Consider the following 14,487-nt stretch of genomic DNA (forward strand, 5'->3'; position numbering starts at 1 on the left):
AAATATAGGTGGAAAGGCAGAAAACTAGTTTCTATTAGAAAATCTGTTATCATAGTCAAATCCTCACTTGAACAGTTGTCTAGTATTTTAACCATTTAATCTTAAAAAATAATAAATATAGCTAAAGTGAGTAACTGCAAAACGTGCTACTGGCTAAAATATAGCTAAACTGACTTACGACAATTTGAAAAACCGTCATTCCGCTACTCGTTAGCGCCGCGGCGGTATGACGGTCCGCTACGTGTTAGCGGAATCTATGCTGAGATACCGCGAATGAATCGCGGTATGACGGTTCGCGGCGGTATAGCTATAGGATAAGAAACTATAGCTGCAGATCGATGCTTTTATAAATCTTCCAGACTTGGTTTTTCTTTTAGTTTTTTAAGTCTTTCTTTATTTAGTATGGAGCTTATCTCTTCTACACTTTTATCAATATCATCATTGATTATTACATAATCATATTTATCACGTTTGCTTATCTCTTTTTGAGCTTCGGCTAATCTGCGCTCTATTTCATCCGCACTGTTGCTATTACGCTTTTGCAGGCGTAACCTCAGCTCTTCCATTGAAGGGGGAAGTATAAAAACACTTACAACTTTTTTTCTCATGAGCTTGAATAAGTGAAATGCCCCTTGCCAGTCTATGCTTAGTAAAACGCTTATTCCACTGCTTAAGTTTTGCTCTATAAAATCTCTTGGTATACCATAAAAATTCTCAAAAACTTTGGCGTATTCAAGCATCTGACCAGCTTCGCATAACTCGTGAAATTTTTCTTCGGTAACGAAAAAATAGTCTTTTCCATTTATTTCGCCAGAGCGAGGCTTGCGCGTAGTCGTAGAAACAGACCTAACTAAATTAGTTGATCGCTCAAGTAATTTTTCTGATATAGTAGTTTTTCCAGCTCCAGAAGGAGAGGATAGAACCAATAATATGCCCTCACTTTTTATGGTCATTTTTCTTTGCATTTTTTAACATGGCGCTTTTTGGATCAGAGTTTAAAAAGCTAGAGCCTTCTAAATTAGAATTTGATAAGTTGGTGCCAATGAGAGAAGAGTTATCAAAGACAGTATAGCGCAAATCGGTTTTTTCAAGATTTGCCTTATTCAAATTAACGTTTACAAACTTTGCTCTACTCAATGTTGAATTAGAAAAATCAGCATTTTCTAAATTCATATTCTTAAATTCAAAGTAAGAATAATTTACATTAAATTTTTCACCCTGTGATATTTTCTCTTGCAAATCTCCAATTGAAGTTATAGCATTTTCTAACCCTGCAAGTTTTTTCTGCCCTTGATTGTCAATCAAAATTGAATTATCAAACTTGCAATCTGTTAAATGAGCATCAGCAACTGAACTTTTATATATGCTTGAAGAGTGAAAAGACATATCACTAATTGTTGAATTGCTCAAATTGCTAAGAAAAAAGCTAGTTTTCCTAAAGGCATTAGCGTGAAGCAAAGAAGATCTGAAATCGCTTTCAATAAAATTTGAATTAGTTACTTTTAAATTGGACCAGCTCGAATTATCAGCTAATAAATTAAAGAATGTTGAATTTTCTATTTCACTGGAATCAATATTATGGTGAAAAAGTGTACTGTTATAAACTTGAGAGTCTTGGATTTTTATCTTATACATTGAAGTTGTAGAAAGGTCTGAATCTTCTATCTTCGCAGAGGTGAATAGTGAATGGTCAAAAAATGAGCCATTCATGTCAGAATTCGCAACTTTAGTATTATGAAACTTTCCGTGACGAATGTCAGCATTAGAGACATTAACTTGATGCAGTTCACTAAAACTAAAATCAATATTGGATAAATCAGCATCCTGAAGACTTGCTCCAGAAACATATACATGTTTTATCTTGGAACCATTTAGTATAGATTGAACAAAACTTGAATTATCGTCATTCACATAGGAAATTTGTGTGTTGCTTAAATTAGCTTCGTCGAAGTTACTGTTAATTATGATAGAAGAATTAAGGCAGGCATCGGAAAGATTGCTACCTGTAAAGTCTGATTCTTTTAACTCTGCACCATATATGTTAGCATTTTTTAATGAAGAAAATTGTATCTTTAATTTATATGCATCCACTCCAAAGAAACTTGCATTATCAAGGTTATTTTTCTGCATAACAGTATCGTTTATTTCACTATCATTAAAATTTACGTAGCTAACATTCGAGTTTGATAAGTTGGAGAGATTCATTTGCACATTCGAGAAATTAGTATGCAAACCAATTACGTTGTGCATACTTACTTTTTTGAGATCGGAACTGATAAAATCAGCATAACTAACATGAGACTGATCAAATACGATATCTGTTAAGTTTGCAGAAACAAATTTTGTAAAACTCAAATTTGTACCTTTTATTCTAATGCCACGTAAATTAGCATTGGAGAAATTAGCACCACGTAAATCAACATCAATGAAAGACACGTCGGATAAATCGGTGTTAGAAAAATCAGCACCAATCAGACTTACTCCATCAAAAACAGATCCACTTAGGTACAATTGGCTAAAATTAGCTCCATTTAAGTTAGAGCCAAAACCTTTCTTAAAATCTTCTGGCACGCCCTCTTTGTGGCACTGCACCAAAAATTCAGCAAAGTCTTTTTTACTGTAAGATACGTATTTTGCATCATGTAGAGCGTTTAAAAAATCACTAATCTGATTTTTTTCATCATTTGTTTCGTTTCCATAACATAAATGACCAACTAAAATTAATATCAAAAATCTAATCATCTTGCTTATCGCACTGCGACTCATTGTTTTCTTTCGTTTTCACAGCCCAATCGTAAATTGCTGAGCTTTCTTTATTGTCTATTTTTCTATCCTCCAAAAGGTGTGGCATCATTTCGGCAATCGCATTTATTATATTGATCTGCTTTTTTTCGATTGCTATATCAATTGGGGATTGAAAATTATTATTAACTACTCTAAGATCAGCGCCTTGTAATAAGAGAAAGCGCACTATGTCTACCTCACCTTGTTTAACTGAATAAATGAGAGGAGTATCACCCAATTTATTTCTAAACCTTAGTATCTCTTGAGTTGTTAATCCAATTTTTTCTAACTTGCTTATTATTCCCCTTAAGCAAGTTAAGTTGTTCTTCTTAATGCAGTAAAAAAATTGCTTACTGTAATCATCAATAAATACAGTTGTAGGAAGATGCTCATTAAGGCTATCATATTGTCGTTTATATATTGACTTGCTTTGTATATCTTTATGACCCCATTCTTTTATTGGTTCTCTGTTTAGCTTTGTCCATTTTTGTAAATTTTTCTTTTCACTTTGCTCTTCTTCATCTTTTTTAGTTATAGGTTTTACTCTATTGCGGTCCTTAGAATTATTACTTATTCTTTTTACTTTTTTTTCTTCAGACTGACTTCCTACTTCTTCTTTTTTTCCCTCTAATAATTGACTCGCATCACTTTTTGAAAGTTCATTATCTTTTATATCAATCTTCTGATCAGCTTGTAGATTTTTTTGCGGGTCAGTTGTATTCTCATTTAAATCAGCACTTAAAGGCAAAGGCTCTGGTTTCAAATCTTTATTCACTTCTTTATTGGCCACATTTGGTAAATTTCGAGCAAATTCGCCTGTACTTTCTTCTAGCTGGTCATTTGGCAAATCTTTATCAATCCTTTCACCTTCACTTATAGTTTTTTCAACCACAGAAGCTTTATTCTCGTTGTGTTGCAGTTTCTCTTTATCGGTTACTCTTTTGCTCTCAGCCTCTTGTATTTGTTTAGCATCGACGTTGCTTTTCAACTCATCTTTTTGATTTGTGCTATCTTGCTTCCTTACACCTACATTTTCGTTTTTATGAACTGATTCAATTTTCTTTTCTTCAAATTGCTCTACAGCAAATAGGCTCAGTGATCCAAATACAACAACTAATAATACAAAGTATAAAATACTCTTCATAAATATTCCAAGCATAAGCTTAATTAAGATGATACTATAATCAAATGATTAATCTACAGTAAAAAATGCCTTAGGATTTAATTTATAAAAAAACAATAGATTTTTTGTATCTGTTCAGGGGCATCGCAAATATTGAAGCAAAGTGGTCAGTGCTTACTGTACGAACATTGTGATTTGAGAGCAATCTCCGCTAGGGAGGATGTCATCCCAGTGCTCAGACACTGGGATCCAGAAAAAAGAATGGTGTCATGAAAGTAGCCTTCTTCTCCTGTCATCCCAGTGCCCAGACTACTTGGATCCAGAAAAGTTTGCTTGTAAGCAAGCAAACTAGCATAGAAAGTGGTTACAACATTTTCGATGAGATTATATGGAAAACTGGATCCCAGTGTCTGGGCACTGGGATGACAAAGGAGGACGTTATTCCAGTGCCAAGCACTGACCATTTGCTGTGCAATTTACCTTCAAAAATGAATGTTCGTACAGCTATGGAATGAATCGCGGTATGACGTAGGACTGCTGTCATTCCAGTCTGGAATCTAGTCTTTATTATGCAGCCACTTATTTAAAGTTAAGTTTTCTGGATCTCAATGTCAGCTACTTGGATGACAAGAAAGGGAGCACTGGAATTTTTGTTTCAATATTTGTACATTAGCCATGCATCTGAACAGATACCTCCCCTAAACGGATACACTGTAGAAGGAGGAGTTTCTTCTCCCCAGAAAGCTACACATTAAACCTAAAGTGCATTATATCACCATCTTGTACGATATAATCTCTGTCTTCAAAGCGAATTTTTCCTGCGTCTTTGCAAGCTGATTCACTTCCATACTTTATGTAGTCTGCAAAGCTTATAGTTTCTGCTTTTATGAAGCCTTTCTCAAAATCAGTGTGGATTACACCTGCTGCCTTATCAGCTGTTGATCCTATTTTTACTGGCCATGCCCGTGCTTCTTTTGGCCCTACAGTAAAGAAAGTTATCATACTCAGCACTTCATACATAATACGCGCTACTCCATCAAGGCCTGATTCTTGTAAGCCAAATTCTGATAAAAAACTCTGTTTTTCCTCTTCACTATCAAGATTTGCAATATCTGCTTCAAGTTTTGCTGAAATGCAATAAAATTTGCTTTTATTTTCCTCTGCCATTCTCTCTACCTTTTGAGATAATTCATTGCCAGTTATAACATTTGTATCTTCAACATTGCAAACGTACATAACGGGCTTTGTTGTGAGCAATTGAAGCGACTTCATCTCATCTCCATCGATATTCTCCAAGCTTCTTGCAGGTTTACCTAATTTTAAAGTAGCTAATACCTCTTGCATTAATTCAAGTTGTCTCTTTAGCTCTTTATCACCTTGCTTTGCTTTCTTTTCCAATTGAGGAAGCCTTTTTTCTATGCTATCAATATCAGCTAGGATTAATTCCATTTCTACCACTTCAGCATCTGATATTGGATCTATTTTACTGTGTACGTGGCTAATATCGTCATCCGTAAAGCACCTGAGCAGATGAACGATGGCATCAACTTCTCTGATATGGCTTAAAAATTTATTGCCGAGCCCTTCACCTTTGCTTGCGCCTTTTACGAGGCCTGCAATATCTACAACTTCTAATTGGTTGTAGATTACCTTCTCTGAGCCTGCAATTGCTGCGATTTGTTTCAAACGCTGATCTTTTATCGAAATCTTGCCTATATTTGGCTCGATTGTGCAGAAAGGATAATTTGCAGCTTCGGCTGCACTTGACTCTGTAAGCGCATTAAATAAGGTTGATTTTCCTATGTTTGGCAGTCCAACTATACCGCAGTTAAAGCTCATATTTGCTATGTAAAGTTATAACTATTGCATAATTTAAAAATTTCTGCTATACTTAGTTAGTTACTTATTGACAGTTTTGTTGGTATAGTAATATATAGCTTAAATTAAGGTAAAAACTATGCTTCAATCTAGAGAACGGAAATTACCAACTAATAGCCAAGTAGTTAAGTATAATACTGCGGGCAATGGCAATTGTTTTTTTCATGCTGTGTTTGGTGATAATAGCTCTGGTCCATATAAAGCTGAAAGAGCGCAAGATATGAGAATGGAATGGCACAAATTTTTAAGTCAATTTACATCTTTAGATGATGTAAGTATGCCAGCTCCTTTAAGAGCTCAGCTAGAAAAGGTTTTTGATGCGTTTTTAAACACGCCAAGAGATTTAACCGGTAAGTCCAAGAAAATAAAAGGATTAGCTGAACAAACAAATAAGAAAATCGAGGAAGCTGACAGTAAGACTCAGGAATTAAAAGAAGAAATTGTAAAAAACTTTCGTGATGATGGTGACTTCAGAAAAGTAATATATCCAGTAATAGAAAGAGCTATTAATCAGCGTAATGAGCGTAATATCGACTCCCCGAGAGACCAAAAAACTTTGCTCAGTGTTGAAGACTTGCTTAAAGAAGAAAATAAGAAGAGGTTATATGATGATATCACAGAAGATCTTGAGTCTTGTGCATTAATATTGAATCCTAACCTCAGTAAAAAGGAGTATGGTAATACATATGACCCTAAAGTTATAAAAGATTCATTTTTTAACGATGAAGTTCTCTATAAAGCCTATCTAGAAGCAATAAAAAGTCAAAGTTATTTTGTTTTCATTGAAGAAATTAGTATGTTAGCTTCTTTAGCTAACATTGAAATTAATGTCTACTACAAAGATAATAATAGCGAGGAGCAAAAAAAGTTTGAGCCAGATCCACAAATGATAAATGATGATGATCAGTTAAATCAGGTATTTAATCGTGAAAGTTATAAATTAAATGATGAGCTATGGGGTAGTAAAGAGCGAGAAACAATATATCTTGGAGGGAATCATTACTCTAGAGCTGAAATTGTAACTCAAGAATTAATAAGACAGCAGCAAGAGCAAGAAGATTTCCTATTAGCAAAAAAACTTCAGGTAGACGAGATCTTAGAATATTGTAACCTTTCAAAGGATATCTCTGAGAGAGCAGAGGTTGAGAAGAGATTTGATGAGTTATTGGCAAAAAATGCTGATGGAAAAATTGGTGATGTTGTAGGGCAGTGCGTTAGTGATATAAAGCAGCGCATAGAGCGCTCTGAAGAGCAAAACCCTTCAAGCTTACCAAGATGTGGTATGGAGGAAACAAGGATAGAAGCATTTCATCAACAACCACAACTTGTAAAATAAATCTTTATAGCCCTATATATTTTTATATAGGGGCTTTTGCAAGCATTTCATATAATATGAACTTGCAGTACGTACTAACCTAAATGCAAGTTGATCATGAAACTAGTTTAATCATCGATGCCATAGAGGAATTTGGTGGTGAGGCTAGGTTTGTTGGCGGGTGTGTGAGAGACTCAATTTTGCAGCGTGATGTCCACGACATCGATTTAGCTACTAATTTGCTTCCCAATCAAACGATTAAAGCGCTAAAACTCCGTAATATAAAAACTATTCCAACTGGCTTAAAACATGGGACTATAACTGCGGTTCTAAATCAAAGATCTTTTGAGATCACAACACTAAGGCATGATGTGAAATGTGATGGCAGGCATGCAAAAGTAGAATTTACTAATAATTGGCAAGCTGATGCTTCAAGGCGTGACTTTACATTTAACGCTCTATATGCAGATAAGCATGGCCATATATATGATTACTTTGGTGGTATAGAGGACTTAAAGGCGCGAAGGTTAAACTTTATAGGCAACGCTGAAGATAGAATTGAAGAAGACTATCTACGTATTTTAAGAGCATTTCGTTTTCATGCAAAAATATGTGTCGGAGATTTGAGTGATGAAATACTAAGCGTATGCAAAAAGCATTCGCATATGATCCAAAACCTCTCTGGAGAGAGAATAAGAGATGAAATACTTAAATTGCTGGAGTGCAATGATCCTTTTCCAACACTTAAGAGCATGCAAGAATCTGATGTTTTGCAAAAGATTATCCCAAAAGAAGTAAAATGCGAAATTCTGTCTTCGTCACTTCTTTTGGGCACTGATGCACTAGTAAAATTAGCATTACTCCTTAGGACCACCAAAAATGACAGGCTAAGTCTTGGAGAATATGTAAGTAAGTTTCTACGTCTTTCAAACAAGCAAAAGAAAAAGCTGTTATTTTTATTATCCAACGATATCAAAACAGAACTCTCAGAAAAAGAGCAAAAAAAATACATATCTTTATTTGGTAGAGAATTATATTGTGATTTAGTAAAAATTTGTGGTGTTGAGTCTGGAGAAAATGTTGATAAATACATTTCGTTTGCTAATACATTCAATATTCCAAAATTTCCTTTATCTGGCGATGATTTAATAAGTATAGGTCACCAGCCAGGAAAAAGTTTAGGTAGGAGCTTGGAGTTGCTAAAACAACATTGGGAAGACAGCTCCTACACTTTAACAAAAGAGGAGCTGGTGCTTTATGCTAAGAGCCTACTCTAACTGCTTTCCGACTGTTCAATGAATGTATGCTTGCAATATTAGTGTGACTCATCGAGGAATTAGGTGTGTATTCTTTTTTAGCTTTTTCTGTTAATTGGTATTCGTTTACTCCTCCTTGAGTTTGATTACACATTTTCTGATCTGGAGATAAAAATTTATCTCTTATACTTGGTGTCAGTTGTAACTCTTGAATCTTATCTGAAAAAAATCTCATTCTAGCTTCTACTAGCTCTTTCACAACAATTTCTTTAAGTAATTTTCCTGAGTCGTTATTATTATTATTTTTGCTATTAAAGCTGTGCAAGATAGAATCTCTAGTTGCAACTGCATCTTTTTCGTTAAAATTTAATTTTTTCATGCATTGCTTAACAGAAGTTAACAACTTGGCTTTTAACGTGCCATCTCGTGGTTCTTTACCTACATTTTCTCCAATGTTACAATGTTTGTTGACAACTTCTTTAACCTTGGCTTCTATGATCTCCCTTGCGGATTGTTTTAAATTACTTTCTAATAATTTAAGTAATTCTTTACTTTCAAATTTTCCACTATTTTTATTTGATAGAGATTTTATGGTTTCATCAAGCACGTTATGGCAAAAGTGCTTTTCTTTAAATTCAGGAAAATTTTCTTTCAACTCTTTATTTTTATCAGATAAAAAGTCATCAAGATTCTTATCCCTAAAAAGCTTATAGAAAACCTTTGAAACGTTTGACTGAGTTGATTTCATAGCACCGAACAGAAAAATCTGTCAAACCAGGAAGAAACTCTCCAATTTAAGTTTTTAGCAGTTTTTAAGTACAATTGTACAGGAGGTGCTTTTGCAGTTATAACCGAATTTTTCACTGGTGCCATAAGTGCCCGTTTCATAGCATGGTTTTGGGAGGAACGTTCGAACCATTGATGGAGCCATATTTTATGACTACCTCGTTTAGGAGATTGTATAATCTTAACCATTCCCAAGCTGAAGCACTTCGTTATTACAAATTATAGGAGCTACCATGAAAAAAGCAAAAAGTAAATTAGAGATAATGAATCCTAACGCAGCAGGAATAGATATCGGTTCATCTGTGCATTATGTATGTGTACCTGAAGAAAGAGATGAACAACGTGTACAAAAGTTTAGCTGCTTCACAGAAGATCTTCACAATATAGCAAAGTGGTTAAAGAAGTGTAAAGTTACTACAGTAGCTATGGAGTCAACAGGAGTATATTGGATTCCTTTGTTCCAAGTACTTGAATCGTATGGATTCGAAGTAAAACTGGCAAATGCAAGGCATGTAAAAAATGTACCTGGGAGAAAATCAGACGTCCAGGATTGCCAATGGCTACAACAACTACACAGTTATGGGTTAATCCAAGGATCGTTTAGGCCAGATGATCAAATGTGCATATTGCGTAGTTATGTTCGGCAACGTAAAAATCTTACAGAAAGTGCGACTACACATATTAATAGGATGCAAAAGGCGTTAGTACAAATGAATATTCAGTTACATAAAGTAATAAGCCATATAACAGGTGTCACTGGAATGCAAATTATTAAGGCTATAATCGAAGGTGAAAGAAATCCTAATAAATTAGCTGAATTAAGGGATGTGCGAATAAAGAGTGATAAATCGGCTATTGCCAAAGCACTAACAGGTGACTACAGAGAGGAACATTTATTTGCATTACAGCAGGAATTTGAACTATACAATGTTTATCAGGAAAAAATAGCAGAGTGTGACAAAAATATTGAAAACCACTATAAGACATTTGAAGCGAAATCTGACGAGAGTAAAGAGTTAAGCAAGGAAAGAAGTAAGTATCGAAAAGATAAGCCAAACTTTGCCTTGCGTGAAGAATTGTATCGAGTAACCGGTATAGATTTTACTAAAATTCCTGGATTTGATGTACTAACTGTACAAGCTATTATTTCGGAAATTGGTATTAACTACAGTAAATGGCGATCAGAAAAGCATTTTACTTCATGGTTAGGGCTAAGTCCTGCTAATAAGATTACAGGGGAAAAAGTATTTAGGACAAGAACTCGTGAGGTTATCAATCGTGCTGCAAATGCCTTTCGAATGACTGCTTATGCCGTGGGAAAAAGTAAGAGTGCATTGGGTGCATATTATAGAAGATTAAAAAAGCAACTAGGATCCCCAAAAGCAATTACTGCTACAGCAAGGAAATTAGCGTGTATCTTCTATCAAATGTTGAGATACGGACAAAAGTATGTAGAAAAAGGAATGAACTATTACGAAACACGTTACAAAGAGAGAGTCGTGAAAAATTTGATCAAAAAGGCACGGGATTTTGGTTATATCTTGGTGCAACAGGAAGAGCTAGTTGAGGGAGTTTCTTAGGAGAATAATTAAGTGATTTTTTAGTAGATGCTGGCTTTAAGCTTATTATACTTGATCCTTGAGCTTTTGTCTGTTCTTGTGTATCTTTCTCTGTTAACTTCCCATTTTGTTGTTCATCTTCAGCTGTTGAATTTTCAACTTGCTGTATTTTCAACTCGTAATTTTCTCCAAGTGTGTCTGTATGCGCTTTAACAGATGACATTGCAACACTTCTTACTTTTTCTAATTCTACATTCAGATGTTCAACTTGCTCTTGTAACTTTTTATTATCCCCTTGTGAAGACTCTAATTTTCTCTCCAATTCTGCCTTTAGTCTTTCTATTTCTTCAGCTTTATTTCCTTCTAAGATCTGCTTTTCTTCTTCAGTAGCGTTTAGCTGACTGATTAAAATTTTTAATTTATCTTCTAAGTCAACTTTTTTTCCTTGTAGTTGTTGCTCTTGATTATTTAGTGGTAGTTGCTGCGCTAACAATTCCATCACGCTCAAAGAAGTTTTATTTAAGGTATCACCTATTCCAGCTAACTCCCATTCTTTACTTCCTTCTAAGATCTGCACTTGTTCTTGCAACCTAGCAATCTCATTTTCTAAGTCTTTTTTCTCGCTTACTACAGTGCTTAATTGACTATTTAAATCTTTCGATTTACCTTCTAAATCAATTTTTTCTTTCTCTAATTGTTGCTTAAATTCCTGAGTGCTTTGTAGTTGTTTTTTCAGATTCTCCACTTCAGCTGATTGAGCAGTCAGTTTGTCCACGTTTGACTTCAAATCCTCATTTTCCTTTTTTAAGAAGGCATTTTGTAAACGCTCAAGTTCTAGTTCCTGACTTACACCTTCCTCCTCTATGCTTACTTCTTCCATACTATCGTATTCTTCATCAATGAATTCATCATTTACTATAGTATCAAAACAACTCTCATCAGTGAACTCACTATTTTCTTCAGTTTGAACCTCTCCATCCTTACTTATTACTTCACTCTAGCTCCCTTTTTCTGCAACCTCAGGTTTTAAGTCAGCTCCAATATTTTTATCCGTTGTTTCAACACATTCGGTCTGCATTGTCGTATCTTGAAATGTTACTTTATTAGATAGAATATTTTCCGCCCATTTGTTCCATTTCTTTGGTAGTATTCGTCCAATCGTTTTTAAGTACAACCAAGCAAATACAGTAGACCAACTGTATTTTTTTTCCTTTCGTTTAACATTAATTTCATAATTAACCGTATTGTTAGTATTTAGCATAAAATTACCTTATTTTTTAACTTCGATTTACAGAAAATTTTAACAGTAGTAAAGTTATATATATTAGTATAAATGTTAAATAAATACTAACGCAGGTATCAAATTATGGTAAAGTCTTTGCCCGCCTAATACACTTTATAGCTAATTTAGCTATAAGCAGAAATAACACATGTCTGTAAGTACAGCATTTGCTTTTTCTATCGCTCTTGCTAACATTTCCTGTTCATTGTTCTGATTTTTCACATTGATTACCTGAGCAGCTAAGTTCGCAGGAAAAGTGACCAAACTGACTTCCCATAATTCCACTTGTTTTAACACTCTAGCTCCGCTTTTATGATCAACATCATACTCTATAGGTATATAGCCGATGGAAAGTCCATTGATTACTCCAGTTTTGAGCATTAAGTACGCTTCCTTTGCTTTTTGGATGCCCAAAAGTAAGTGTGCGGTTATATACAGGCCAACATCATTTTCGCAAATATCTATAATATTACCTATAGGTTCACCTGGATTGTGCTGCCAAAGGAGTTTTATTTTATTTCTGTTTAAATTTTCCTTAAATGCTCCGGGTAAGATCAGGTCATTTTGTTTATCAACTATATTAAAAACGCTAGCATAACCAGAAAATACACCGTTTTCTCCTATGCTTTTTATTGACAATGGTGAATAGAGAAATTTCTTATTCATAAAGCCTCCTGTAGTATTGGGAATTTTGTTTGCACAATGCACTGCAATGTCAAATCTATTATATGCAGTTCTCTAAAAAGGGGAAGCACTTTTCTTAGTTACTAAAAACGCTAACTGGAATCCAGATTGGACACTGGGTTATAAAAGTATAGCTTCTACATCATACCGCCGCGGTATCTCTAGATCCCGCTAACAAGCAGCGGGATAACGATTGTCAGGGTAGCTGTCATCCCAGTGCCCAGACTGCAGTTCTCTAAAAAGGGGAAGCACTTTTCTTAGTTACTAAAAACGCTAACTGGAATCCAGATTGGACACTGGGTTATAAAAGTATAGCTTCTACGTCATACCGCCGCGGTATCTCTAGATCCCGCTAACAAGCAGCGGGATGACGATTGTCAGGGTGTCATCCCAGTGCCTCTCTATAATGTCATCCCAGTAGCCCCTATAATGTCATCCCAGTAGCCCCTATAATGTCATCCCAGTAGCCCCATAATGTCATCCCAGTAGCCCCTATAATGTCATCCCAGTGCGTGACACTGGGATCTCATTTTACTTTATGATGATGTCATGAAAGTAGCCTCCTTCTTGTATCTTGTCAAAAGCATCTAATGTTTTAAGCTTAAGCATTAGGTGGAGAAGGGAGGAACTCTGTGCTTCTTCTTAGATATAAAATCTGTAGAGGAGATAAGAATTCCCTTCTCAAAAGTATAGGCTGGACGGTATCGTAGAAAGACCTGAATGGTTCTAATTCTGTATTCACAAGACTAGCCTTACTTTTCATTTTTAATGGTAACGTATGGGGTTATATATGATCAACAACTTTTTGGGCATAGATATATCAAAAGATCGCTTTGATGTTTTTCTCTCATTTATAAGCAAAAAAGGAAAGCGTGAAACTAGAAAAAGAAGCTTTAAGAACGATGATCATGGGTTTCAAAGTCTACTGAATTTTCTACACAAACATAATGTAGAAAAAGCAAAAACCTGTATGGAATCTACTGGTTGTTATAGCGAAGCACTGGCTGAATTTCTACACAATGCTGGACATTTTGTAAGTGTTGTAAATCCTTATTGCATAAAATCTTATGCAAGGAGTAAGCTGATACGACAAAAGAATGATCAGACCGATGCAGAAGTTATTGCTGATTATTGCCAAAGACAGGAACCTTCTAGTTGGACACCACCTTCTCCTGAAATGAAAAAATTAAAACATCTTTATCGTTGCTCAGTTGCGTTAAAAGATGAGTTAACATTAGTAAATAACCACTTAGAAAAAAAAGAGAGACTGCCTAAAGAAGTTGTAAATGCTTGGGAAGACCTTGCAATGAATATAGCTCAAAAAATAGAAACAATAAAAAACTCCGTACGTGAACTATTAAATCAACACAAAGAATTGTTGGAAAATTTTCAACTTCTATTGACTATTCCAGGCATAGGAGAAGAATCAGCAATAGCTATTTTAGCTGAAGTTTCTGATATAGAGGTTTTTAGAGATGCCAGGCAATTGGCAGCATATACAGGAGTTATACCACGAAATATGACGTCAGGTTCCTCTGTATATGCCAAACCCAGATTAAGTAAATCCGGTTCACAAACATTACGTAAGGCACTTTTCTTTCCTGCCATAGTAGCTAAGAATCACAATCCTATCATTATGAGCTTTTGCCAAAGATTAAAGGAAAAGGGTAAGCATAATATGGCCATCGTTGGTGCTGCAATGCGTAAGCTACTCCATATCATTTTCGGTATTCTGACATCCAAAAGTGCTTTTGATCCTAACCATATCAAAAACTACAGGGCTAAGAGGTTGACTGAAGGTTTAGTACTTTAAAATCAAA

13 protein-coding genes are annotated in these 14,487 nt (G+C 35.0%); 5 read left to right on the forward strand and 8 right to left on the reverse strand.

Annotated features, from left to right (window positions below; all coding sequences use genetic code 11):
• Positions 1-344 precede the first annotated feature (344 nt).
• Genes gmk through AAGD99_RS03240 form a run of 3 tightly spaced genes read right to left on the reverse strand, consistent with a single transcriptional unit; the run spans position 345 to position 3,943 of the window.
• Positions 345-953: a guanylate kinase gene (gene gmk, locus AAGD99_RS03230; RefSeq protein ID WP_253308926.1), complete on the reverse strand. Its 609-nt coding sequence runs from the start codon at positions 951-953 to the stop codon at positions 345-347.
• Positions 937-2,742 carry a pentapeptide repeat-containing protein gene (locus AAGD99_RS03235; RefSeq protein ID WP_341823198.1) on the reverse strand — a complete coding sequence of 602 codons (1,806 nt, stop codon included), beginning with the start codon at positions 2,740-2,742 and terminating at the stop codon, positions 937-939. The genes gmk and AAGD99_RS03235 overlap by 17 nt, the downstream gene beginning before the upstream one ends.
• Positions 2,735-3,943: an ankyrin repeat domain-containing protein gene (locus AAGD99_RS03240; protein WP_410529923.1), complete on the reverse strand. Its 1,209-nt coding sequence runs from the start codon at positions 3,941-3,943 to the stop codon at positions 2,735-2,737. Before AAGD99_RS03240 ends, AAGD99_RS03235 begins: the two co-directional genes overlap by 8 nt.
• Before the next feature lie 293 nt (positions 3,944-4,236).
• Here AAGD99_RS03240 and AAGD99_RS03245 point away from each other — a divergent pair, with 293 nt between their 5' ends.
• Positions 4,237-4,422 carry a hypothetical protein gene (locus tag AAGD99_RS03245; protein ID WP_197907208.1) on the forward strand — a complete coding sequence of 62 codons (186 nt, stop codon included), beginning with the start codon at positions 4,237-4,239 and terminating at the stop codon, positions 4,420-4,422.
• Positions 4,423-4,651: 229 nt separating this feature from the next.
• Here the strand turns inward: AAGD99_RS03245 and ychF are convergent, their stop codons facing one another.
• Complete coding sequence (gene ychF / locus AAGD99_RS03250; protein ID WP_341822576.1) at positions 4,652-5,746, reverse strand: redox-regulated ATPase YchF; 1,095 nt, start codon at positions 5,744-5,746, stop codon at positions 4,652-4,654.
• Positions 5,747-5,864: 118 nt separating this feature from the next.
• Here ychF and AAGD99_RS03255 point away from each other — a divergent pair, with 118 nt between their 5' ends.
• Together AAGD99_RS03255 and AAGD99_RS03260 are read left to right on the forward strand one after the other, a co-directional pair.
• Entirely contained in the window at positions 5,865-7,121 is a 1,257-nt protein-coding gene (locus AAGD99_RS03255) for a hypothetical protein (RefSeq protein WP_341822577.1), read from the forward strand.
• Positions 7,122-7,204: 83 nt separating this feature from the next.
• Positions 7,205-8,377 carry a CCA tRNA nucleotidyltransferase gene (locus AAGD99_RS03260; RefSeq protein WP_341822578.1) on the forward strand — a complete coding sequence of 391 codons (1,173 nt, stop codon included), beginning with the start codon at positions 7,205-7,207 and terminating at the stop codon, positions 8,375-8,377.
• On the opposite strand, the gene AAGD99_RS03265 is transcribed toward AAGD99_RS03260, so the two are convergent.
• On the reverse strand, positions 8,361-9,104 hold the full coding sequence (locus AAGD99_RS03265) for a hypothetical protein (protein WP_341822579.1): 744 nt from the start codon (positions 9,102-9,104) through the stop codon (positions 8,361-8,363). The two genes, AAGD99_RS03260 and AAGD99_RS03265, sit on opposite strands and share 17 nt — an antisense overlap.
• A gap of 271 nt (positions 9,105-9,375) precedes the next feature.
• On the opposite strand from AAGD99_RS03265, the gene AAGD99_RS03270 reads away from it, so the two are divergent.
• Positions 9,376-10,722: an IS110 family transposase gene (locus AAGD99_RS03270; protein ID WP_341822580.1), complete on the forward strand. Its 1,347-nt coding sequence runs from the start codon at positions 9,376-9,378 to the stop codon at positions 10,720-10,722.
• Here the strand turns inward: AAGD99_RS03270 and AAGD99_RS03275 are convergent.
• From AAGD99_RS03275 to AAGD99_RS03285, 3 genes are all read right to left on the reverse strand, one after another.
• Positions 10,655-11,581, reverse strand: coding sequence for a hypothetical protein (locus AAGD99_RS03275; protein ID WP_341822581.1), 927 nt, complete (start codon positions 11,579-11,581; stop codon positions 10,655-10,657). The two genes, AAGD99_RS03270 and AAGD99_RS03275, sit on opposite strands and share 68 nt — an antisense overlap.
• 117 nt (positions 11,582-11,698) lie before the next feature.
• A complete protein-coding gene (locus tag AAGD99_RS03280; RefSeq protein ID WP_341822582.1) occupies positions 11,699-11,962 on the reverse strand; it encodes a hypothetical protein in 264 nt (87 codons plus the stop codon).
• Between the two features lie 150 nt (positions 11,963-12,112).
• Complete coding sequence (locus tag AAGD99_RS03285; RefSeq protein ID WP_341822584.1) at positions 12,113-12,649, reverse strand: HK97 family phage prohead protease; 537 nt, start codon at positions 12,647-12,649, stop codon at positions 12,113-12,115.
• An 808-nt stretch (positions 12,650-13,457) separates the two neighbouring features.
• Between AAGD99_RS03285 and AAGD99_RS03290 the strand changes: the two genes are divergently transcribed.
• Entirely contained in the window at positions 13,458-14,480 is a 1,023-nt protein-coding gene (locus AAGD99_RS03290) for an IS110 family transposase (protein WP_341822585.1), read from the forward strand.
• Positions 14,481-14,487 lie beyond the last annotated feature (7 nt).

It is taken from the genome of Wolbachia endosymbiont (group A) of Clivina fossor (assembly GCF_964026865.1).
Classification (GTDB): Bacteria; Pseudomonadota; Alphaproteobacteria; order Rickettsiales; family Anaplasmataceae; genus Wolbachia.

Bases quoted from the DNA above. Each gene is read 5' to 3' on its own strand.
- gmk (WP_253308926.1), bottom strand. From the start codon at position 953: ATGACCATAAAAAGTGAGGGCATATTATTGGTTCTATCCTCTCCTTCT.
- AAGD99_RS03235 (WP_341823198.1), bottom strand. From the start codon at position 2,742: ATGATTAGATTTTTGATATTAATTTTAGTTGGTCATTTATGTTATGGA.
- AAGD99_RS03240 (WP_410529923.1), bottom strand. From the start codon at position 3,943: ATGCTTGGAATATTTATGAAGAGTATTTTATACTTTGTATTATTAGTT.
- ychF (WP_341822576.1), bottom strand. From the start codon at position 5,746: ATGAGCTTTAACTGCGGTATAGTTGGACTGCCAAACATAGGAAAATCA.
- AAGD99_RS03255 (WP_341822577.1), top strand. From the start codon at position 5,865: ATGCTTCAATCTAGAGAACGGAAATTACCAACTAATAGCCAAGTAGTT.
- AAGD99_RS03260 (WP_341822578.1), top strand. From the start codon at position 7,205: ATGCAAGTTGATCATGAAACTAGTTTAATCATCGATGCCATAGAGGAA.
- AAGD99_RS03265 (WP_341822579.1), bottom strand. From the start codon at position 9,104: ATGAAATCAACTCAGTCAAACGTTTCAAAGGTTTTCTATAAGCTTTTT.
- AAGD99_RS03270 (WP_341822580.1), top strand. From the start codon at position 9,376: ATGAAAAAAGCAAAAAGTAAATTAGAGATAATGAATCCTAACGCAGCA.
- AAGD99_RS03275 (WP_341822581.1), bottom strand. From the start codon at position 11,581: ATGGAAGAAGTAAGCATAGAGGAGGAAGGTGTAAGTCAGGAACTAGAA.
- AAGD99_RS03280 (WP_341822582.1), bottom strand. From the start codon at position 11,962: ATGCTAAATACTAACAATACGGTTAATTATGAAATTAATGTTAAACGA.
- AAGD99_RS03285 (WP_341822584.1), bottom strand. From the start codon at position 12,649: ATGAATAAGAAATTTCTCTATTCACCATTGTCAATAAAAAGCATAGGA.
- AAGD99_RS03290 (WP_341822585.1), top strand. From the start codon at position 13,458: ATGATCAACAACTTTTTGGGCATAGATATATCAAAAGATCGCTTTGAT.